Annotated in this window: 17 protein-coding genes and 1 tRNA gene; 7 read left to right on the top strand and 11 right to left on the bottom strand. The window is 72.2% G+C overall.

What is annotated here, in order from left to right; translation table 11 throughout:
• Positions 1-105 precede the first annotated feature (105 nt).
• Positions 106-381 carry a hypothetical protein gene (locus AMK19_RS23565; protein WP_073814997.1) on the bottom strand — a complete coding sequence of 92 codons (276 nt, stop codon included), beginning with the start codon at positions 379-381 and terminating at the stop codon, positions 106-108.
• Positions 382-891: 510 nt separating this feature from the next.
• Here AMK19_RS23565 and AMK19_RS23555 point away from each other — a divergent pair.
• On the top strand, positions 892-1284 hold the full coding sequence (locus tag AMK19_RS23555; RefSeq protein ID WP_073814993.1) for a hypothetical protein: 393 nt from the start codon (positions 892-894) through the stop codon (positions 1282-1284).
• Between the two features lie 138 nt (positions 1285-1422).
• The gene (locus AMK19_RS23550; RefSeq protein ID WP_073814991.1) at positions 1423-1614 is read left to right on the top strand and encodes a hypothetical protein; all 192 of its coding nucleotides are present in this window, start codon (positions 1423-1425) and stop codon (positions 1612-1614) included.
• Between the two features lie 17 nt (positions 1615-1631).
• Here the strand turns inward: AMK19_RS23550 and AMK19_RS23545 are convergent, their stop codons facing one another.
• Together AMK19_RS23545 and AMK19_RS23540 are read right to left on the bottom strand one after the other, a co-directional pair.
• Complete coding sequence (locus AMK19_RS23545) at positions 1632-2618, bottom strand: tyrosine-type recombinase/integrase (RefSeq protein WP_073814989.1); 987 nt, start codon at positions 2616-2618, stop codon at positions 1632-1634.
• A gap of 113 nt (positions 2619-2731) precedes the next feature.
• Positions 2732-2804 (bottom strand) — tRNA-Arg (locus AMK19_RS23540).
• Positions 2805-3413: 609 nt separating this feature from the next.
• On the opposite strand from AMK19_RS23540, the gene AMK19_RS38190 reads away from it, so the two are divergent.
• The 5 genes from AMK19_RS38190 to AMK19_RS23515 all read left to right on the top strand — a co-directional run bounded on the left by AMK19_RS38190 (position 3414) and on the right by AMK19_RS23515 (position 8958).
• Entirely contained in the window at positions 3414-4088 is a 675-nt protein-coding gene (locus tag AMK19_RS38190; RefSeq protein WP_073814987.1) for a single-stranded DNA-binding protein, read from the top strand.
• Between the two features lie 316 nt (positions 4089-4404).
• Positions 4405-5763, top strand: coding sequence for a Cys-Gln thioester bond-forming surface protein (locus AMK19_RS23530; RefSeq protein ID WP_073815142.1), 1359 nt, complete (start codon positions 4405-4407; stop codon positions 5761-5763).
• A 232-nt stretch (positions 5764-5995) separates the two neighbouring features.
• Positions 5996-7660 carry an energy-dependent translational throttle protein EttA gene (gene ettA, locus AMK19_RS23525; RefSeq protein WP_073814985.1) on the top strand — a complete coding sequence of 555 codons (1665 nt, stop codon included), beginning with the start codon at positions 5996-5998 and terminating at the stop codon, positions 7658-7660.
• Between the two features lie 103 nt (positions 7661-7763).
• Entirely contained in the window at positions 7764-8207 is a 444-nt protein-coding gene (locus tag AMK19_RS23520) for an acyl-CoA thioesterase (RefSeq protein ID WP_073814983.1), read from the top strand.
• A 58-nt stretch (positions 8208-8265) separates the two neighbouring features.
• A complete protein-coding gene (locus tag AMK19_RS23515) occupies positions 8266-8958 on the top strand; it encodes a hypothetical protein (RefSeq protein ID WP_073814980.1) in 693 nt (230 codons plus the stop codon).
• Positions 8959-8991: 33 nt separating this feature from the next.
• Here AMK19_RS23515 and AMK19_RS23510 read toward each other — a convergent pair whose 3' ends face one another.
• From AMK19_RS23510 to AMK19_RS23475, 8 genes are all read right to left on the bottom strand, one after another.
• Positions 8992-9426, bottom strand: coding sequence for a globin (locus AMK19_RS23510; protein ID WP_073814979.1), 435 nt, complete (start codon positions 9424-9426; stop codon positions 8992-8994).
• Between the two features lie 80 nt (positions 9427-9506).
• A complete protein-coding gene (locus AMK19_RS23505) occupies positions 9507-10628 on the bottom strand; it encodes an ABC transporter permease (RefSeq protein ID WP_083647256.1) in 1122 nt (373 codons plus the stop codon).
• A complete protein-coding gene (locus tag AMK19_RS23500) occupies positions 10625-11542 on the bottom strand; it encodes an ABC transporter ATP-binding protein (protein ID WP_073814977.1) in 918 nt (305 codons plus the stop codon). The genes AMK19_RS23505 and AMK19_RS23500 overlap by 4 nt, the downstream gene beginning before the upstream one ends.
• Positions 11543-11675: 133 nt before the next feature.
• Positions 11676-13214, bottom strand: a complete 1539-nt coding sequence (locus AMK19_RS23495) for an FHA domain-containing protein (RefSeq protein WP_083647253.1) — start codon at positions 13212-13214, stop codon at positions 11676-11678.
• Between the two features lie 112 nt (positions 13215-13326).
• A complete protein-coding gene (locus AMK19_RS23490) occupies positions 13327-14661 on the bottom strand; it encodes a vWA domain-containing protein (protein ID WP_073814973.1) in 1335 nt (444 codons plus the stop codon).
• A 32-nt stretch (positions 14662-14693) separates the two neighbouring features.
• Positions 14694-15809 carry a protein phosphatase 2C domain-containing protein gene (locus tag AMK19_RS23485; protein ID WP_083647283.1) on the bottom strand — a complete coding sequence of 372 codons (1116 nt, stop codon included), beginning with the start codon at positions 15807-15809 and terminating at the stop codon, positions 14694-14696.
• Positions 15810-15811: 2 nt separating this feature from the next.
• Positions 15812-18310, bottom strand: a complete 2499-nt coding sequence (locus AMK19_RS23480) for a serine/threonine-protein kinase (protein ID WP_083647251.1) — start codon at positions 18308-18310, stop codon at positions 15812-15814.
• A complete protein-coding gene (locus AMK19_RS23475) occupies positions 18303-19652 on the bottom strand; it encodes a hypothetical protein (RefSeq protein WP_241844534.1) in 1350 nt (449 codons plus the stop codon). The genes AMK19_RS23480 and AMK19_RS23475 overlap by 8 nt, the downstream gene beginning before the upstream one ends.
• Positions 19653-19669: the final 17 nt, after the last annotated feature.

Here is a 19669-nt window from a genome sequence, read left to right as displayed (position 1 = left end):
TCTGTGAGTTGGTGTTCTCGGGGTGGGTCGCTGGGCTCTCGCGGGCCGGCATCCGGGTGCCACCGGTGTCGCCGGGCGAGGGCCCGACCCAGTTCTGAGGGTCAGTCAGGCGGCGATGGGGGCGGTTTTCTTCATCTCGCGCTCCAGGCGGCGCTTCTGCGCGGCGAGCAGGGCGAGGCGGGAGAAGTAGGCCTTGCGGGCGTGCTCGGCCCGGCGCAGCCGCTCCTCCGGGGTGAGCACCCCATCGGGGTCGACCTCGCCCTCGAAGCGGGCCATCGCCGCAGCGCGGGCCTTGGCCGTCCGGCTGCTCGGATCGGCGGTCTTCGCCCAGCTGGCGTGGGCTCCGAGTCGAGCGCGGAGCTTTCGCTCTCCGGGGGTCATCACTTTCTACTCTCCTCGTCTGCATCCGTGGATGCGGATGTACTTGGCGAAAAAAGGGAGGCCCGTCGAACGCCAACCGCGGCGGCGATCGAGTCGGCCTGAGCCCTGGTGAGGGTGGGGCGCGTACCTGTGGTGAGGCGGTGAATCTTGCTCCAGGAGACGCCGGCCACTTTCGCGAGGCTCCGGACGGTGTGAACCGCCCCGTCCGACCCGGGGTGCTTCATCAGCCGTTTCAGGAGATCGCCATCGTGGATCCTGTATCGCATTGAGGCATCGACCGTCCTGGTGTTCATCCGCATCTGCGGATAGAGATAGCTAAGCACAGCGCTCGACCGGTGTCCAGAACCGCGACAACCCATCCATGGGGCGTCCACACGAGCGATCCTTTTGAGTCTCTTAAGCGAGGCCGGGTAGCCGTACCCATCCATGGATGTGGACAATGTGCACGACGGGTACGCGCCAGCGGGGCATCCGACGCCCCGCGCGCACCCGCAGACATGGAGACTCCGAATGGCTTCGGACGAGACCTTGGCCTCGCTCGTGAGCGAGCAGGCCGGCGCCGGTCGTCGATACACCTTTGCCGCTCTGTCCGAGCGGAGCATTGATCCCCAGAGCGGGTATCGACTCAGCCATAGTCAGCTGCACAAGATTTCCAAGGGTGACCTGGTGAAGATCAACCCGGAGTTGATCAGGGCGCTGTCCGAGGGGCTGTCGCTCCCCTGGGATCGGGTCGCCGCAGCGGCCGCCCGGCAGTACATCGGGTACGCGGTCGAAGATCCAGGTGTGAATGCTGCGGAGGGTGTTGCCGTTCGCGTCGCCCGTGCACCCGGTGCCAGCGGTGGCACCTCGCGCAGTCAGGACTTCGTGAACGAGGTGCTGGCGGAAGAGTCTGACGAGGCGTGAGGCGGGTCGTGCGTATCGACTCGGTGAAGTGACTCCCGTCACTCCAGTTCCAGGCGTATTGTGTTGCTGCCTCGTGCAACTCGCACGCGCGTTCGACTCGCCCAGCCGTGGAGAGACGCGCGGGGACAAGGGGGTCGAATGACCGAAGTGACCGTCCGTCTCAGACTGCTGGATCCGGGGTGTCCGGCCGTCCTGGTTGAGACGGCGGACCGCGTGGCCATCGCTGTCGACGAAACCGACCCCTTCGCTGCCTTGAGCGCCCTTGCCGCCCTGATTCAGGAGCGGTTCGACACTGGGGCGTGGGAGAGGGCCGCTGCGTCATCGCAGTGACCCTCTCGGAGCCCCAGCTACCGCCCGTACAGGCGGTCGCTGGGGCTCAGCTTCTTGTGCTCCTCGCGGGCCCGCTCTCCCGCCGCTGAGGCTCCGTATCGGCTCAGCATCTCCCGCGACCGCCAGCCCGTGATCCGCATCAAGGCGTCCTCGTTGCCACCCCGGAGCTTCCACTGGTGTGCGAACGTGTGTCGGAACTGGTGAGGATGGATGTGGGGCAGCCCGGCGGCCTTGGCGCGGCGTTCGACGATGTCGGCGATGCCCCACTTCAGCATCCGGCGACGGGTTTTGACGCCGATCCACAGCGGGTCGTTGGGCTCCAGCGGTCGACCGATGTGCTTCGCGTAGGCCCGCAGATACCGGTCGACCGCGACGGTGGTCTGACGGCCGATCGGCACCCGGCGCTCCCGACCGCCCTTGCCAACGACGGTGAACTCCAGGACGTCGATGTCGATGTGCACCACGTTCCGGACAGTCAGCTCGGACAGCCGGATCCCGGTGTCGATGAACAGCATGATGATTACGGTGTCGCGCCGGGACTCGAAGTCCTTGCCGGAGCACTGCTTGAGGAGTCGCAGGAGGGCGTCGTCCGGGATGACCGGGACATCCTTCTCCGGGACGATCGGCGGCTGCATGGTCCGCATGGGGGAGCGGTCCAACTCCTCTTCACCGACCAGCCAGTTGAAGAACGTCTTGAGGGACCGGAATGCCTGGTGCGCGTTGCCCGGACTTGTTCGCTCCAGCACCGTGGTGATGTGGCTCTCGACGTGCTCGCGGTGGATCTCGTCGAGCTCGGTGGGAATCGGCTTCGCCTTCTCGTCGGCCGGCCGGTACGCGCGAATGGACTCGGCGAGCTGCAGGCCCGCATGCTCGTAGATCTTGATCGTGTTCGGGCTGAGGTTGCGCGAGCGCAGGGAGCGCACCCATGACCCGACGAGCGGCGCCAGGTCGTACGGGTCGTCAGCGGGTGGCGATTGGAACGTCAGAGCCGTCGTGTCTGCCATGGCGTTACGCTAGGTGAGCGAGGCCTATTTGACTAGGCGGTTGGCCTGTATCCGCTGTACGAGGTCCTCAGCGGTGTGGGCAATGGCCGTTTTCGCAGGTCGCGCCCAGTGTGTGCCCCCAGCAGGATTCGAACCTGCGACCTACCGCTTAGAAGGCGGGTGCTCTATCCGCTGAGCTATGGGGGCCGGGGTCGTGACGTCGGCCCGCTTGCCGGGCCTTGGCACCGGGACGGGATGTTCCGGGACAGGATACGGGTGTTCAGTTCCGCCCCCTGGACTTCGAAGACCGTGTCGGCCTCCACGGGGCGGTCCGATAATCGCAGGTAGTGCCCCGGTGCGCAGCGCCCTGCGGCGTCCTGGAGCCGGACGTTGTGCAGTCGTTACGGGGCTGTCTCCCCACCCGTTATGCATTCGGTGCGGCAATCCCTCGAACCGGCCCGCGGGTGGGGGCATGTTTTGGGGTTCGTTCGGGTGGATGACATGGACGGGGCGACTTGACGTCCACTCGTTCGGGGTTTCGGCGGTGGCGTCCGGGTGTCCAGCGGGTGCACGCCAAGCCTTGTCGTGGACACGCCCTCCGGTGTACGTCACGTCAAGTGATCGAATCCGAACAGGGAATTACGGGTATTTCACTCGTCCGAGGTATCCCGGTTTTCCACAGGGCCGAGTTTTCCACAGGAGAAGGGAAGTTACTGGTCCGAATTCGCCGACCGGCGGAGGATCTGTCCGCGGCGGAAATCCCGTCGGCGAATTGCGGGTCGGCCGGTTCGGCGGCCGGAGAACGGAGGCGGGGAAATGGACGGCGCGCTGGTGACGATGGTCGGTTATGCGGCCTCGAATGTGACGTACCGGGAGACGGCCGGCGGGGTGGCCGTCGCCAGCTTCCGGCTGGCCGCGACCGAGCGGCGCTTCGACCGGGAGCGCGGCGACTGGTCGGACGGCGAGACCACCTGGGTGACGGTGGTGGCCTGGCGGCGGCTCGCGGTCAATCTGGTCGGCTCGGTCGGCAAGGGGGACCCACTGGTGGTGAGCGGGCGGCTGCGGGTGCGCGAGTGGGGAGAGGAGAGCAGTCGGCGCACCGAGGTGGAGATCGACGCCCGCGCGGTGGGTCACGATCTCACTCGCGGCACCGCGCTTTTCAAGCGCGCGGTGGAGCCCCGCGCGGTGGAGCCCCGGGCAGTGGAGGCCAAAGCGGCGACGGCGCAGGGCAGTTCGGGGGCGGAGTGGCCGACCGGTCCGGCCCGGGGCGGGTCGCGGGCGGTGCGACTGGTGGAGGAGGCGGTGCCGGAGTGGATCGTCCAGGCGGTGGCGGCCCGCCGGGAGGCCGAGGCGGGGGGCCCGGCGGGCAATTCGGCCGGCGGCCCGGCCGGCGGTGCGGCGCGCGGCGGCGCGGGCGGGCCGGTCGGCGGCGGCCTCGGCGGGGCTGCGGGGCCGGGAGGTTCGGATGTGACGCAGGAGGTTCTGAACTGACGGATTCTGGGCGCGCGAGGCACCGATCGGTGCAATCCTGATTGCCGCGGCGGCGGCTCGTGACTTTATGTCGACTCATCAACTCCCGCTGGCAGTGCGCTCCTTGATAACGAAACAGCCACGATATCGTCCTGATTTGCTACGGCCGCCGAGCGCTCGGGTCGCGTCAATAGGATGCGTCTGGTCCACACACGTGCAGCGGTGCCACAGGGGGTGCCGCTTTGCAGGGGGCGGGTTGCCACCGGCACGTCGCCGCCCGGAGGGATCGCACATGTTCCACAAGCAGAGGCGGGCTGTCTCCCGCATCGTCGCTGTCATGCTCGCGTCGGGTCTGGTCGTCGGATCAGGGCTGCTCGCCACCGGTGCCGCCGCCGCGGCCGACACCCCTTCGGGCGTGACCGGAAAGCTGGAGGGCGGGGTCAAGTACGGCGAGCGGATCGAGTCCGAGACCCGCCCGGGCCACTGGGAGCCGGTCACCGCAGGTCCGTTCACCCTCAAGGTGACCGGCACCGAGTCCGCGCTGGACGTCTACTGCATCGACCTGCTCAACCCGACGCTCACCACGGCGACGTACCACGAGACCGATTGGGCCTCCACCTCGCTCTCCCAGCCGGCCAAGGTCAAGGCCAAGGCCGGTCCGAAGATCCAGTGGATACTCGAGAACTCCTTCCCGAACATCGACGAGGTCGCGCTCTCCAAGTCCTCCGGGATCGACGGGCTGACCAAGAACGACGCCGGTGCGGCCACCCAGGTCGCGATCTGGCACTTCTCCGACCCGAACATTCCGGTCCGGATGGTCGGCGACTTCCCGAAGACCACCAAGCTGATCGACTGGCTGATCGCCCAGGCCGAGGCGAAGGGCGGCTCCGAGGAGCCCAAGCCCACGCTGGCGCTCAACCCGAGCGCGGTCGGCGGCAAGAGCGGTGAGACGCTCGGCCCGATCACCGTCAACACCGGCGGCGGCGCCGCCGACGTCGCGGTCGCGCTCGACAAGAAGGGCACCGACGCCGGCCTCGCCCTGGTAGACAAGAACGGCGCCCCCGTGAAGACCGCCAAGAACGGCGATCAGCTGTTCGCGAAGGTCCCCGCCGGTGCGGACGCCGGCAGCGCCGGCATCACCGCGGACGCCAGCGCCACCATCAAGCTCGGCCGCGCGTTCGTCGGCGACGACAACGGCAAGCACAGCCAGACGCTGATCCTGGCCGGCACCAACAAGGTCAAGGTCCACGCCCTCGCCACGCTGGCCTGGGCTCCCACCGGCGCGATCCCGGCCGTCACCGGCAAGGTCGACTGCACGCAGGGCGCGCTGGTCCTCACCGTCTCCAACAAGGGCGACCAGGACTGGAAGTTCACCGTCGGCGGCAAGGACGTCACCGTGAAGCCCGGCGCCACCCAGGACGTCGTCCTGCCGGTCGCCGAGGACACCGCCTACAACTTCACCGTCACCGGCCCGGCCGGCTTCTCGCAGACCTTCAGCGGCGTGCTGAACTGCAAGACCGACAGCAACACCGTGCCGCCGTCCACCCCGGCGCCCAGCTCGTCCGGCCCTGAGCTGGCCACCACCGGTGGCGGCATGGGCACCGGCGTCACCGCCGCGATCGCCGGCGTCCTGGTCGTCGCCGGTGGCGCCGCGGTCTACGGCCTGCGCCGCCGCGGCCGCCACAGCCGCGCCTGACCCGTACGCCGACCGATCACCCGGCAGCCTGCCGGGTGATCGGCCCCCGGCCGGCCCCGCCCCCGCACCCGAGGGGCGGGGCCGTTCGCATCCCGGGCTGCCCCCGCAGCAGGCGGTCCGCAGGCCGGCCGGTTCCCGCCGGGCCCGAAGGGCGTTCGGGGCGGCACCGGCCTTACGGCACAATGGAAGGCTGCAAGCCGATTACTCGACGACGACGCCGGAGCGATCTCACGTGGCGGAATACATCTACACCATGCGCAAGGTGCGCAAGGCACACGGCGACAAGGTCATCCTTGACGACGTGACGCTCTCCTTCCTCCCCGGGGCGAAGATCGGCGTTGTCGGCCCCAACGGCGCCGGTAAGTCCACTGTGCTGCGGATGATGGCGGGCCTGGACCAGCCCTCCAACGGCGACGCCTTCCTCTCGCCGGGCTTCACCGTCGGCATGCTCCAGCAGGAGCCGCCGCTGGACGAGACGAAGACCGTGCTGGAGAACGTCCAGGACGGCGTCAAGGAGACCAAGGGCAAGCTCGACCGGTTCAACGAGATCGCCGAGCTGATGGCGACCGACTACTCGGACGCGCTGCTCGACGAGATGGGCAAGCTCCAGGAAGACCTGGACCACGCCAACGCCTGGGACCTCGACGCCCAGCTGGAGCAGGCCATGGACGCGCTGGGCTGCCCGCCCGGCGACTGGCCGGTCACCAAGCTGTCCGGTGGCGAGAAGCGCCGCGTGGCGCTGTGCAAGCTGCTGCTGGAGCAGCCCGACCTGCTGCTGCTCGACGAGCCCACCAACCACCTGGACGCCGAGTCGGTGAACTGGCTGGAACAGCACCTGGAGAAGTACCCCGGCACCGTCGTCGCAGTCACCCACGACCGGTACTTCCTGGACAACGTCGCCGAGTGGATCCTCGAACTCGACCGCGGCCGCGCCTACCCGTACGAGGGCAACTACTCCACCTACCTGGAGACCAAGCAGACCCGTCTCAAGGTCGAGGGCCAGAAGGACGCCAAGCGCGCCAAGCGGCTCAGGGAAGAGCTGGAGTGGGTCCGCTCCAACGCCAAGGGCCGCCAGGCCAAGTCGAAGGCCCGCCTCGCCCGTTACGAGGAGATGGCGGCCGAGGCCGACAAGATGCGGAAGCTGGACTTCGAGGAGATCCAGATCCCGCCGGGCCCGCGTCTGGGCAGTGTCGTCATCGAGGTCGACCACCTCAACAAGGCCTTCGGCGAGAAGGTCCTGATCGACGACCTGAGCTTCACCCTGCCGCGCAACGGCATCGTCGGCATCATCGGCCCGAACGGCGCCGGCAAGACCACCCTGTTCAAGATGCTCCAGGACCTGGAGACCCCGGACAGCGGCACCGTCAAGGTCGGCGAGACCGTCAAGATCAGCTACGTCGACCAGACCCGCTCCAACATCGACCCGAAGAAGACCCTCTGGGAGGTCGTCTCCGACGGTCTGGACTGGATCAACGTCGGCCAGGTCGAGATGCCGTCCCGCGCCTACGTCTCCGCGTTCGGCTTCAAGGGCCCGGACCAGCAGAAGCCGGCCGGCGTGCTGTCCGGCGGTGAGCGCAACCGCCTCAACCTGGCGCTCACCCTCAAGCAGGGCGGCAACCTGCTGCTCCTCGACGAGCCGACCAACGACCTCGACGTCGAGACGCTGTCCTCGCTGGAGAACGCGCTGCTGGAGTTCCCCGGCTGTGCCGTGGTCATCTCCCACGACCGCTGGTTCCTGGACCGAGTGGCCACCCACATCCTCGCCTACGAGGGCGACAGCAAGTGGTTCTGGTTCGAGGGCAACTTCGAGTCCTACGAGAAGAACAAGATCGAGCGCCTGGGCGCCGATGCGGCCCGCCCGCACCGCGCGACCTACAAGAAGCTCACCCGCGGCTGATCCGCGGACGCACCGGCGGCCCGGCAGCCCACCCCTCGGGGGCGGACTGCCGGGCCGCGGCCCGTAGGCTTCCTGTGGGTCCACCTGATGTGAGGAGAACACCGTGGCACGCCACATCTACGCCTGCCCCCTGCGGTGGTCGGACATGGACGCCTTCGGTCACGTCAACAACGTGGTCTTCCTGCGCTACCTGGAGGAGGCCCGGATCGACTTCATGTTCACCCAGGCCGCCGAGGCCGGCGCCGGGGAGTTCGCCGGCGGGTCCGTGGTCGCCCGCCACGAGATCGACTACAAGCGGCCGCTGGTGCACCGCCCCGAGCCGGTCACCATCGAGACCTGGGTGACGAAGATCGGCGGCGCCTCGCTGACCGTCTCCTACAAGATCAAGGACGTCGCCGCGGACGGCACCGAGACGGTCTACGTCACCGCCTCCACCGTGGTCGTCCCCTACAACCTCGCCGAGGGCCGGCCGCGCCGGATCAGCCCCGTGGAGCGGGAGTTCCTCGGCCGCTTCATGGACGAGCAGCCCGCCGGCTGCGCCGCCTGACGGGCCCGGCCCCCGACGCCCCGAGCCCGCCGCACTGACGAAACGAGCTGAACGCCCGGTGATCGCGCAGCCCCGCCTCGACCTCGCCGACCAGGGGGAGGCCGCCGACCTGGCCGCCTTCCTGGGCCGGCTGCTCCGCTTCGACCGGGCCGCCGCGGTCCGCCTGCAGGCGGTGCCGGGCGCGGACGGCGGCGGGGTGCTGGCGGTGTTCGGGCGGCTCCCGCTCGGCGGCTCGGCGGTGCTCGCGGTGCGCACCGTCCGACTCACCGGCGAGCTCGCGGCCGCCGATCTGACCGTCTCCGCCGGACAGTTGATGGACTCCGTGGACGAGCCGGGCGCGAGCCTGACGCTGCCTGCCCCGGTCACCGGTCCGTCCTGGGCGGGCCTGCTGCCGCCGCGCTCCGGCTGGCAGCCGCTCGGGCAGCCGCCGGTCGACCAGGTGATGGACGAAGTGCGCACCGCCGTCGCGGAGTTCAAGCAGCGCACCGCCGAGGTGCCGGAGCACCACCGGAGTCGGGAGACGGTGGACGCGATAGCGGACGAGATCTGGTCCCGGCCGCTGGGCGCGGCCGAGGGCCTGCCGCTGCGGGCCGCGCACGCCGCCCACGCGATCGGGTTCCTGCGCCCCGGCGCCCCGCTGCGCGCGCACCGCTCGGGCCCCTGGCTGCGGTTGGACGCCCCGGCCGGCTCGGTCGCCCTCCGGGCGGGCGGCGCCCCCGGCGCGGGCCTCGGGCTCAGCCCGCTGCGCTGAGACTGCGGAACTGCGGAATGCGGAACGGCCTTCTCAGCCCGCCGTGTTGATCATCGAGGCGGCGGCGTACGTCATGTAGTGCCACAGTTCGCGGTCGTCCTCGGCGGGCAGGCCGAGCTGGTCGAGGGCGGCGCGCATGTGGCGCAGCCAGGCGTCGTGGGCGGCGCGATCGACCTGGAACGGGACGTGGCGCATCCGCAGGCGCGGGTGGCCGCGCCGCTGGCTGTAGGTGCGCGGGCCGCCCCAGTACTGCATGAGGAACAGCGCGAAGCGCTCCTCGGCGGGGCCGAGGTCCTCCTCCGGGTACATCGGGCGCAGCAACTCGTCCTGGGCGACGCCCTGGTAGAACAGGTGGACCAGTCGGCGGAAGGTCTGCTCGCCGCCGACGCGGTCGTAGAAGCTCTCCTGCTCCGCCGCCGACGGCTGCCCGGTCTCCTCGTGTGCGGTGTCGCGTCCGGTGTCAGTCACCTGTCCATGGTCGCAGACGCCGACAGGGGTCGTACACCGGGACTTTCGGTGTACGACCCCTGTCACGGGCGGGGCGGAGGCTACGCGTCGTCCCAGTTGAAGAAGCGCCAGGCGACGGCGGACAGGACCACCGTGAAGCCCAGCAGGATGCCCATGGCGGGCAGTGCGTCGGCGATGCCGCCGCCCTGGCTGAGCACCGACTTGGCGGGGGTGATCAGGTAGCGCAGCGGCAGGGCCCTGGAGACGTCCTGCAGCCAGCTGGGTGCGAAGTCCAGCGGGATGAACGCGCCGCCGAGGAAGGACATCGGCAGGATGATCAGCTGGTTGATGCCGTTCGCGGACTCCTCGGACTTCGCCAGCGAGCCGGTGACGAGGCCGATCGACATGAAGGCCAGGGTGGCGCAGACCACCAGCGGGATCACCAGCCACCAGTTGCCGGTGAGCTTGAGTCCGAAGTAGTCGAGCTGCGCGACCGCGAGGAACAGCGCGGTCTGGGCGAGCGCCACGATCACGCTGACCAGCACCCGGGCGCCGACGATGGTGCCCGCCGAGATGGGCGCCAGCCGCAGGCGGCGCAGCACCCGCTTCTTGCGCCAGGTCACCAGGGTGAACGAGGCGCCGTAGACCGCGCCCATGGAGACGGCGTAGGCGAGCAGGCCGGGCGTCAGGTACTGGATCGGCTTGGTGGAGTCGTCCTCGACCTTGGTGGAGTCCAGGGTGAACGCCGGGGTGGCGTGCGAGGCCATCTGGTTGGCGGTCTGCACCAGGGAGTTCATGATGCCCTGCACGGTGCCGGCCTTGACCTGGTCGGCCTGGCTGAAGCGGAGCACCAGCTTGCCGTCGGGGCCCTCGGTCACCAGGCCGTCGAGCTCGCCCTTCTTGACCTTGGTCAGGGCGGATTCCTCGTCGGAGAAGGTGGTGATCTCCAGGACGGACAGCGGGCCGTCCTTCTGGTCCTTCAGCTGGTCGAGCAGCTTGACCTGGCCGACCTCGGCGACCTTGACGTGCGAGGTGCCGCCGCCCTTGTAGAGGACGCCGAACAGCACCAGGAACATCAGCGGCAGCGCCAGGGTGAAGAACAGGGTGCCCTTGTCGCGGACGAAGCCGAGCAGCATGACCCGGGACAGTCCGACGAAGGCGTTGGCCTTCTCCGTCCCGCCGTCGGCGGCTGGGGAGGTGCGGGCCTGGTCGGTGGCGGTCATGCCCGGTACTCCCGTCCGGTCAGCTGGAGGAACACGTCCTCCAGGGTGGCGCCGCGGACTTCGAGGCCGCGCAGCGCGTTCTCCTCGGCCAGCATGGAGAGCACCGGCCCGGGCGCGTGGGTGGACAGGGCCAGGGTGGTGCCGTCGTCCTCCAGGTTGCTGAACGTGGCGCCCGCGGTGGTGAGCAGGTCACGGGCCCGGTCGGCGGTCAGCATTCCGGATTCCACCCGGATCCGGACGGTGTCGTCGATCTCGCGGACCAGCGTGGCGGGCGCTCCGGTCTTCAGCACCTTGCCGTGGTCCATCACCGAGACGCGGTCGCAGAGGATCTCCGCCTCGTCCAGGTAGTGGGTGGTGAGGACGACGGTGCGGCCCTCGGCGTTGATGTCGCGCAGCAGGTCCCAGAGGTTGCGGCGGGCCTGCGGGTCGAGGCCGGTGGTCGGCTCGTCGAGGAACACCAGCTCCGGGTCGTGCACCAGGGCGCAGGCGATGGACAGGCGCTGGGCCTGGCCGCCGGACATCTTGTCGGTCAGCACACCCGCGGACTCGGTCAGGCCGACCCGCTCCAGCATCGTGTCGGCCGCCTTCGGGCCGATGCCGTAGAAGGAGGCGAAGGTGCGGATGGTCTCGCGCGCGGTCAGCTTGTTGAAGAACGCCGACGCCTGGAACTGCACGCCGATGCGCGGCAGCAGCTTGGCGTTGCGCGGCCACGGCGACATGCCGAGCAGCTCGACGCGGCCCTCGTCGGCCTCCCGGATGCCTTCCAGGATCTCCAGCGTGGTGGTCTTTCCGGCCCCGTTCGGCCCGAGCAGGCCGTAGAATTCGCCGACGGCGACGGAGAGTGACACTCCGTCAACCGCCTGTACGTCCCCGTACCGCTTCCGGATTCCGTCCGCGGTTATTGCTTCAGTCATGGGCCGAAGCGTAGGCGCTGGGGCGGCCCCCACGAGCGCATTTGTATGAACTTTGATCGCTCGGTGATGGTTGGGCATGCCGACCGGCGGCGGGGAGGCAGGCTCCCCGCCGCCGGTCCGGCGTGACGCTCGGTCAGGCCCGGTGCACCGTGATGGTGGTCCAGGCGCCGATGTGGACGCGGTCGCCGTCGTTCAGCGGGATCGCGGTGTGCGGCGGCAGGGTGTCCGGGCCGCCGTTGAGGGTGGTGCCGTTGGTGGAGTCCTGGTCGACCACCACCCAGCTGCCGTCGGGCTGTTCGGCGAGCAGGGCGTGCTGGTGCGAGGCGCCCGGGTCCTCCGGGGAGACCGACAGGTCGATCTCCGGCACGGTGCCGCGCTGCTGGCTGCGCCGCCCGATCCGCAGCTGGCCCCGGCCGGTCAGCGGGATCCGCCGCTCCGGGGTGTACGGCGGGAAGGACAGCCCGGCCGCCTCCGGGCCGCTGCGCGCCATCATGTCGTTGAAGTAGTCGGGGTCGGCGGCCACCACGGCGACCCAGGCGGTGCGCTGCGGAGCGGCCGGCGGCTGCCCGTGACCCTGGTGGCCCGGCTGGCCGTGCTGGGGCTGGCCGTGCTGGCCGTGCTGGCCGGGCTGGGGCTGGCCGGGCTGGGGCTGGCCGTGCTGTCCGGGCGGGGTGAGCCGGAACGAGGTGCCGAAGTCGTCGCCGCCCTGCTGCGGGGGACGCTGCTGCTGTCCCGGCTGTCCCGGCTGCGGGCCGGTCGGCTCGGCGTAGACCGGGCCAGGGCGCTCATAGTCGCCGTCAGGGAAGGCGGCGGGCGGGCGCTTGTCGAACGAGGGCGCGCCCGGGTAGCCGGCGGCGGGCGCGGGCTGCTGGTAGCCCGGCCGCTCGTACGGGGACTGCGGCTCGTACGGCGACTGCGGCTCGTACGGGTTCTGCTGCTCGTACGGCTGCTGCGGCCGCTCGAACGGCGTCGGGCGTTCGAAGCCGGCGGGCGCGGGGGCGGCCGGTTCGAACGCGGACGGCTCGAAGCCGGCGGGCGCGGCCGGGGGCGCGGAGGGCGGGAAGCCGTAGCCGTGCTGCGCGGACGGCGGGGCCTGCTGGGCCCGCCCCTGCTCGGGGCGGCCGTGCGGGCCGCCGACGGGCTGCGGCGCGGGCGGCGACTGGTGCCCGACCGGGGCGGGGCCGCCCGGCGGGCGGGCCGAGGTGGCCAGGTTGTAGTCGTACCCGCAGTCCTCGCAGTACCGACCGGTCTGCGGAGTGCGGCAGATCGGGCAGCTGGTCAGCGCCGGCGCGGGGGCCTGCGGCGGAGCGCCGTACGGGCCGGGGGCTTCCGGGGCCTGCGGCGGGGCGCCGTACGGACCGGGCATCTCCGCGGCCTGCGGCGGAGCGCCGTACGGGCCCGGGGCTTCTGCGGCCTGCGGCGGGGCACCGTACGGGCCCGGGGCCTGGCCGGTGGGCGTGCCGCCCGGCGGGGTGGCGGCGCGGCGCGGCTCGAAGTAGCCGCCGCCCCCGGCGGGGGTGCCGGCCGACGGGGTGCTGCCCGGTCCGGCCGGCGGGTAGCCGCCGCCGTACGGGGCCTGCGGTGCGCCGGGCGCACCCGGCGCACCGGGGCCGCCGGGCCGTTCCTGGGCGGCCGGGAACCCGGGGATCGCCAGGCCGGGCGGCGGGGTCATCGGGAATCCGCAGTAGTCGCACCAGTCCTCGGCCTGAGACTCGTGTCCCCTAGGGCAGATCGGCATCAGGTCCCCCACACTCCAGCAGGTTCGGGTCCGGCGGGTGTCCGGCTCACTTCTTCACGCGTACGGTCTTGGTCGACCGGGTCTCGAGTGTCATCGAGTCGGCCTCGCTCACGTTCTTACGGAACCGAACGGTACCCTCCCTCGCGTCGACCACGTCCACCACCTTCCGCAGCAGCTTGAGGGTGCCCTCGTTGCCGCTGGCGTGGGCGAGGCGGACGGCCGCGCCGAGTCTGGCGGTGGCGCGGTCCAGGTCGCCGGCCCGGTGGGCCTCCAGGCCGTCGCGGATGGACTCGGCGAGTTCGGCCTGGCCGGTGTAGTGCGCGACCTGCGGGTTGATCCGGGTCGAGGAGGCCAGGTCGTCGGTCCACACGGCGCGCACCAGGCCCTGGCCGAGCACCTCGGTGGTGCCGTCGGGCCCCGGCAGCACCAGGCTGATCCGGGCGGCGAGCATCTCGTTGCCGACGGCGGCGGCCGGGACCTCCACGCAGACGTGGTAGTCGCGGGACTCGTCGCCCCAGGACCCGGTCGGGTAGTCCCCGGCCCGCGGCCCGGCCTCGGTGCGACGCTCGGTGAGGTCCTCGACGGCGGGTGCGGCCTGCTTGACGAACTTGACCCGGGCGTTGGCGGGCGTCCAGACCCGCAGCGCCACGTCGGCGACCTGCTTGCCGATGGCGGTGGCCATCATGGCGCGGAAGTCCTCGGCGAGGCCGGAGGGTTCGGCGACGATGTCGACGGTGCCGAGCAGCGCGGAGGAGATCCGGCGCAGTTCGGCGACCTCCCAGTCGGTGCCGACGCCCCGGCAGTCGGCGGTGAACGCGCCGGTCGCCGCGTCCAGGGCGCGTTGCAGGTCGGCGGGCGTCTCGTGCTCGTTGCGGCCGTCGGTGAGCAGCACGGCATGCCGGATCGTGGTCCCGGGGTGTGCGTCGAACAGCTTCCGGGCCCGGTCTATCCAGGTGCTGATCGAGGTGCCGCCGGACGGCTTGAGGCGGTGCAGCGCCTCCTTGGCGTGGATGCGGGTGTACGGGTCGAGGACGGCGAGGGTGCCGTTGCCGGGGAAGACGTCCTCCGCGCGGTTGGTGCCGGCGACCACGGCGAACGCGACGCCGTCGGGCAGCGTGTCGATGGCGGCTGCGGTGGCCTCGCGGGCGTTGCGCATCTTGGTGTTGGGGTGCTCCATCGAGCCGGAGCAGTCGATCACCAGCACCACGGCGGTGCCCGGCCCGGGGGCGGCCGCGCCGAGCGGCCGCCCGCCGGAGGTGCCGCCGCCGGTCGCGGTGACGGTGACGATCGCGTTGACCTCCCGGGCGCCCTGGGCGAGGTACTCGTTCTGGAAGACGTCGACGTCGAATCGTGGCGCGTCGGGCTTGGACAACGAGGCCATGCGGTGGGCTCCTGTCGGAGAGTCGGGAGTGGCTAGTTGGCGGCCGGCTCGGCCCGGCGCAGCGGCACGGTGGCGTCGGTGTCGGCGGCGGCGCGCGGCAGCGGGACGTCGAGCAGGGTGTCGTCGTGGTCGGCGGGGGAGACCTGTGGGTCGATCGGCAGGACGGCGACGGTGATGTTGTCGTGGCCGCCGCGTTCGACCGCGAACGTCACCAGCGCGCGGGCTGCGGCGAGCGGTTCGGTGCGGGCGTCGGCGCGGACGAAGAACGCCAGGTCGGTGGCGGCCTCGGCGTAGTTCCACAGGCCGTCGGTGCAGATCAGCAGCACCCCGGGGACGTGCGGGGTGAAGCTGACGGTGTGCGGGTCGAGGTCCTCGGCGTCGGCGCCGAGCCAGCCGGTGATGGCGTGGGCGCGCGGGTCGGCGTAGGCCTCGGCCTCGTCCATCAGCTTGGCGGCGACCATCCGGGCCGCCCAGGAGTCGTCCTCGGTGAGGCGGTACGGCTCGGCGGACTCCCGGTCGTCGGGGATCCAGTAGGCGCGGGTGTCGCCGACCCAGCCGATGGTGACCAGGCCGCCGGCGCTGATCGCGCTGACGTAGGTGCAGGCCGGCGCGTTGTTGTGGCGGCCGGGTTCGGCGGGGGTGCCGTCGTGGGCGAGCGCGGTGACGGCCCGGTTGGCGGCGCCGATCGCCTCGTGCATGGCCTGCCCGGGGTCGCGGCCGGCCTTCAGCGCGGCGACCAGGGAGTCGGTGGCGGCGGTGACGGCGGTCGCGGACGCCTCGTCGGGGCGGGCCGAGGAGGAGACGCCGTCGCAGACCACGGCGATCACGGCGGGTGCGCCGTCCGGGCATTCGGCGCCGGCGACGCCGAACGCGTCCTCGTTGCGGTGGTGGCGCAGGCCCCGGTCGGAGACCGCGGCGACGCCCGTCACCTCGTGCTCCTGGTGGTCGCGTTCGCGGGGCTGGGCGTGGCCGCAGCGCTGGCACCAGCCGTCGGCGAGCTCGGTGGATCCGCAGTTCGGGCAGCTGGGCACGACCGGCAGGTCGCGGAGGGTCGGTGGCCCGGTCAGGGCCGTGCCGCAGGCCCCGCAGAAGGCGTCCTGGGGCCCCAGCGGTTCGGCACAGGTCGGGCACTCGGTCTGCTGCGGCATGTTCACACCCACGTCCGGGGGCGGGCCCGGTTGGCCCGTTCCACCCACTCGATCCTTTTCTCGGCCCGGTCGGTCAACCGAGCCAACACCCGGTAGGAGTGTTCCAGGGCAAGCCGCAGTTCCCGTTCCTCGGCGGGATGTCCCAGCAAGGTCAGCGTGGCGGGCCGGCCGGCCGCTCCGGCGAGCACCCAGTCGAGGGCGGTCTCCAGTACTTCGGCGGCGAGTTCGGCGCGCCGCCGGGCGTCGAGTTCGAGGACCGTCAGCTGGGCGGAGCTGTCGGCGAGTTCGGGTGCCAGCGCCTCGGTGGCGGCGCGGCCGCGCAGCCGGGCGCGGACCGCGCCGATCCGGGCCGCGGTGTGGTGGGTGGAGCTCTCCGGCACCGCCTCCAGCGCGGCGACCGCGCCGGGCCGGTCGCCGTCCCGCAGCCGGACCCGGGCCAGGCCGAACGCGGCGCCGACGAACGACCGGTCGGTGCCGCCGACCAGCGCGTAGCGGGCGGCGGCCGCGGCGGTGTCGCCGAGCAGTTCGGCGCAGACCGCGAGCGCCAGCTTGGGCGCGGCCTCGCCCGGGAAGGCGTCGTACACGGCGTCGAAGGCCTCCGCGGCGTCCTCGGTCCGGCCCGCGGCGAGTGCGGCCAGCCCCCGGTACCACACCACCCGCCAGTCACCGGCGTGTTCGTCCTCCAGGGCGGCCAACTCCTGTGCGGCGGCCTCGTCGTCGGCGAGTTCCAGGTGGGCGCGGACCGTGCGCAGCCGCAGCTCCGGGGAGTCGGCACCGGCCGCGCGCAGGGCGGTGAGCGCCTCGGCGGGGTCGGCGGCGGGCAGCGCGGACAGGAAGCCGGCGTTCGGGTCGGCCGGGTCGACCAGCGGCGCGGGCAGCGCCAGCGCGGTGGCCCGGGCGTCCGGCGGCTGCTCGCCGAACTCCGGGTCCACCACCCGCAGTTCGGGGCCGAACAGGGTGGAGACGGCGGGCCGGGGGCGGCCGTCCTGGAGGCCGAGGACCTCGCGCAGCACGCCGGTGAGCTGGCCGGCCATCTCCTCGGCGGAGGCGAACCGGCGGGCCGGGTCCGGGTCGGTGGCGCGCAGCAGGAGACGGTGGAAGGACTCGTAGCGGGCGAACGCCTCGGCCTCGTCCGGGCCCGGCAGTTCGTGCTGTCGCGGGCCGGTCCAGCCGGGGAGCTCGACGGTCAGCACGGCCAGCGTGCGGCCCACCGTGTACAGGTCGGAGGCGGGCGAGGGCCCGTCGGCGGCGATCTCCGGGGCCTGGTAGCCGACGGTGCCGTAGATCGGTCCGTCGTCGTCGTGCCGGCGCACCGCGCCCAGGTCGATCAGCTTGAGGGTGTCGTCGGACTGGATGACGTTGTCCGGCTTGAAGTCGCAGTACACCAGCCCGCGGGCGTGCAGGTGGCCGAGTGCGGGCAGTGCCTCCAGCGCGTACGCGGCGGCCTGCTCGACCGGCATCGGCTCCCGGCGGCCGTCCGGGGTGCGGCGCTCGCCGGCGATGTCCTTGAGCGACTTGCCGCCGACGTACTCCATCACGATGTAGCCGTCGGCGGCGCCGGTGCGGGCGTCGGGGTGCTCGACGAAGTTGATGATCCGGACGATGTTCGGATGGTCGACCTCGGCCAGGAAGCGGCGTTCGGCGATCGCCACCGCCAGCGCGTCCTCGTCGCCGGTGTCCAGCAGGCCCTTGAGCACCACCCAGCGGTCGTTGACCCGGCGGTCCACCGCCAGGTAGATCCAGCCGAGCCCGCCGTGCGCCAGACACCCCATCACCTCGTACTGGCCGCCGACCAGATCGCCGCGCACCAGCTTCGGGGTGAACGAGTACGGGGTGCCGCACTTGGTGCAGAAGCCCTCCGGGCGGCCCGGGACGCCGTTCTTCCCCCGGCCCACCGGCTGGTCGCAGCGCGAGCAGAACCGCCGACCCTCCGGCACCTGGGGGTTCGCCAGCACCGCCTTCGACGGGTCCGCGGCCGGCACCGGCGGCACCGTGACCAGGCCCGCGCCGAGGTTGCCGCGCCGGCCACCGGTGCCGGTGCTGCCCGTCGAACCGCGTACGGAGCTGCGCACCGAGACGGAACGGCCGGAGGCAGAGCGGCCCGAGGTGAAGCGGCCGGAGGTGGAACTGCCCGAGGTGGAACGGCCGGAGCCGGCCGGCGCGAGGGGGACGGAGACGGAGCCGGCCAGGCCGCAGTCGTCGCAGTAGCCGTCGGTGTCGATCTCGCCGTCGCAGTCGGGGCGGCCGCACGGGTCGCCGGGCGCGCTGCGCGGGGCCGGGACGGCGGCGGGTGTCACGGCGGCGGTCGGTGCGAGGCCGCACTCGGTGCAGAAGCCGTCGGCGTCGATCTCGCCGTCGCAGTCCTGGCGGCCGCACGGCACGGCGGCGGGGGACGGAGCGGCGGGTGTCACGGCGGCGGTCGGTGCGAGGCCGCACTCGGTGCAGTACCCGTCGCCGTCGATCTCGCCGTCGCAGTCCGGACGGGCGCACGCCTCAGCCATCGGTTTCCTCCCCCTCGGTACTGTCCTCGGTCGGCGGTGCGGGCTGCCGTTCCGGGGCGCGCAGCACCTGCTGGTAGCGGGCCACCGCCTCGGCACCGGCCCGCAGGTCGCACGGCGCGCTCCAGAGCAGCCAGCGGGCCTTCTCGAAACGCTCGACCACCTCGGGGTCCTCGGCCAGGCCGAGTCGGGCGGCCATCGCCTTGTACGCCTCCAGCCGGCCGCGCAGTTCGGCCCGGACGGCGAGTGGCTGGGCGACCTCGGTGAGCGCCTGCCGGGCCCGGCCGAGCTCCTTGGCGGCGGCGTTCTCCAGGGCGTCCAGCAGCGGGCCGAGCCGGTGCCACTGGCCGGTCTGCTGGTAGTCGACGGCCTGCCCGATCGCCTCGCGCAGCGCGGACGCCGGGCCGGGCACGGCGGGCACCTCGGTGGCGGCGATCTTCGCCAGCACCTCGCCGCGGGCCCGGCGGGCCTCGGCGAGCGTCAGGTCGGCGCGCTGGAGCAGGTCGGCGACCTGCTGGAGGCGTTCGTGGGACTCGTCGCGCAGCCGCAGCAGCCCTTCGAGCTCGACCCGGACGTCGTCCAGGGTGCGGCCCAGCCGGTCGAAGTCGGCGGTGTCGACCGCGCCGGTGGGGGAGGCCCAGGCTGCGCCCTCGGCCTCCCGGCCGCGCTGCGCGGGCACCCGGCCGGGCCGCCACAGCGCCAGCGGGTCGGCCACCACCTCGGCCCGCAGCGCCGTCAACTGTTCGGCCAGCCCGGCGAGATCGTCGGCCAGCGGGTGTCCGCCGGGGCGCACGCCGACGGACAGCGCGAGCATCTGGACCCGGCCGAGTTCGGCGAGCAGCAGGTCGATCCGGGCGGGCAGCGCCGACCACACCGCGTCGACGGCGCTGACCACCTCGACCACCACGGCGTACCAGCCGTTCATCCGCTCCAGCAGCTCGGCGAGCGTGACGCGCTCCACCAGCCGGGCGGGCGAGCCGAGTTGGCCGGCCGCTTCGGGGAGCCGACCGCCGGAGACGGCGACCGCGCGGCCGGACAGCAGCTCGCCGAGCTCGGCGAGTTCGGCGGCGGTGGGCCGGGTGCGGCGCGAGCGCACGGCGCGGGCCGAGGCCAGCGCCTCCGCGTACTGGTCGAACAGCGCCCACAGCAGGGCCAGGCCGCCCTCGGCGACCGCCCAGCGCTCGCGGGTGCGCCCGGACAGTTCGGCGCCGGTCAGCAGCCGCAGCCCGGGGTGGTCCTGGAGCGCCAGCAGCGCCGCCTCGACCGCGTCGCGCTCGGCGCCGAGTCGGGCCAGCGCGCGGTCCACCTGCTCGCGGTTCATCACCGGGCGGGTCCCTCCGGCCATCGCGGTTCCTCCTCTCG

This window comes from Kitasatospora sp. CB01950, assembly GCF_001905465.1.
Taxonomy (GTDB): Bacteria; Actinomycetota; Actinomycetes; order Streptomycetales; family Streptomycetaceae; genus Kitasatospora.
The sequence above is the reverse complement of the archived record's forward strand: the minus strand, read 5'-3'. Positions and strand labels throughout refer to the sequence as shown.

Coding starts and splice junctions, on each gene's coding strand:
- AMK19_RS23565 (WP_073814997.1), bottom strand. CDS start 381: ATGACCCCCGGAGAGCGAAAGCTCCGCGCTCGACTCGGAGCCCACGCC.
- AMK19_RS23555 (WP_073814993.1), top strand. CDS start 892: ATGGCTTCGGACGAGACCTTGGCCTCGCTCGTGAGCGAGCAGGCCGGC.
- AMK19_RS23550 (WP_073814991.1), top strand. CDS start 1,423: ATGACCGAAGTGACCGTCCGTCTCAGACTGCTGGATCCGGGGTGTCCG.
- AMK19_RS23545 (WP_073814989.1), bottom strand. CDS start 2,618: ATGGCAGACACGACGGCTCTGACGTTCCAATCGCCACCCGCTGACGAC.
- AMK19_RS38190 (WP_073814987.1), top strand. CDS start 3,414: ATGGACGGCGCGCTGGTGACGATGGTCGGTTATGCGGCCTCGAATGTG.
- AMK19_RS23530 (WP_073815142.1), top strand. CDS start 4,405: ATGCTCGCGTCGGGTCTGGTCGTCGGATCAGGGCTGCTCGCCACCGGT.
- AMK19_RS23505 (WP_083647256.1), bottom strand. CDS start 10,628: ATGACCGCCACCGACCAGGCCCGCACCTCCCCAGCCGCCGACGGCGGG.
- AMK19_RS23500 (WP_073814977.1), bottom strand. CDS start 11,542: ATGACTGAAGCAATAACCGCGGACGGAATCCGGAAGCGGTACGGGGAC.
- AMK19_RS23495 (WP_083647253.1), bottom strand. CDS start 13,214: ATGACCCCGCCGCCCGGCCTGGCGATCCCCGGGTTCCCGGCCGCCCAG.
- AMK19_RS23490 (WP_073814973.1), bottom strand. CDS start 14,661: ATGGCCTCGTTGTCCAAGCCCGACGCGCCACGATTCGACGTCGACGTC.
- AMK19_RS23485 (WP_083647283.1), bottom strand. CDS start 15,809: ATGCCGCAGCAGACCGAGTGCCCGACCTGTGCCGAACCGCTGGGGCCC.
- AMK19_RS23480 (WP_083647251.1), bottom strand. CDS start 18,310: ATGGCTGAGGCGTGCGCCCGTCCGGACTGCGACGGCGAGATCGACGGC.
- AMK19_RS23475 (WP_241844534.1), bottom strand. CDS start 19,652: ATGGCCGGAGGGACCCGCCCGGTGATGAACCGCGAGCAGGTGGACCGC.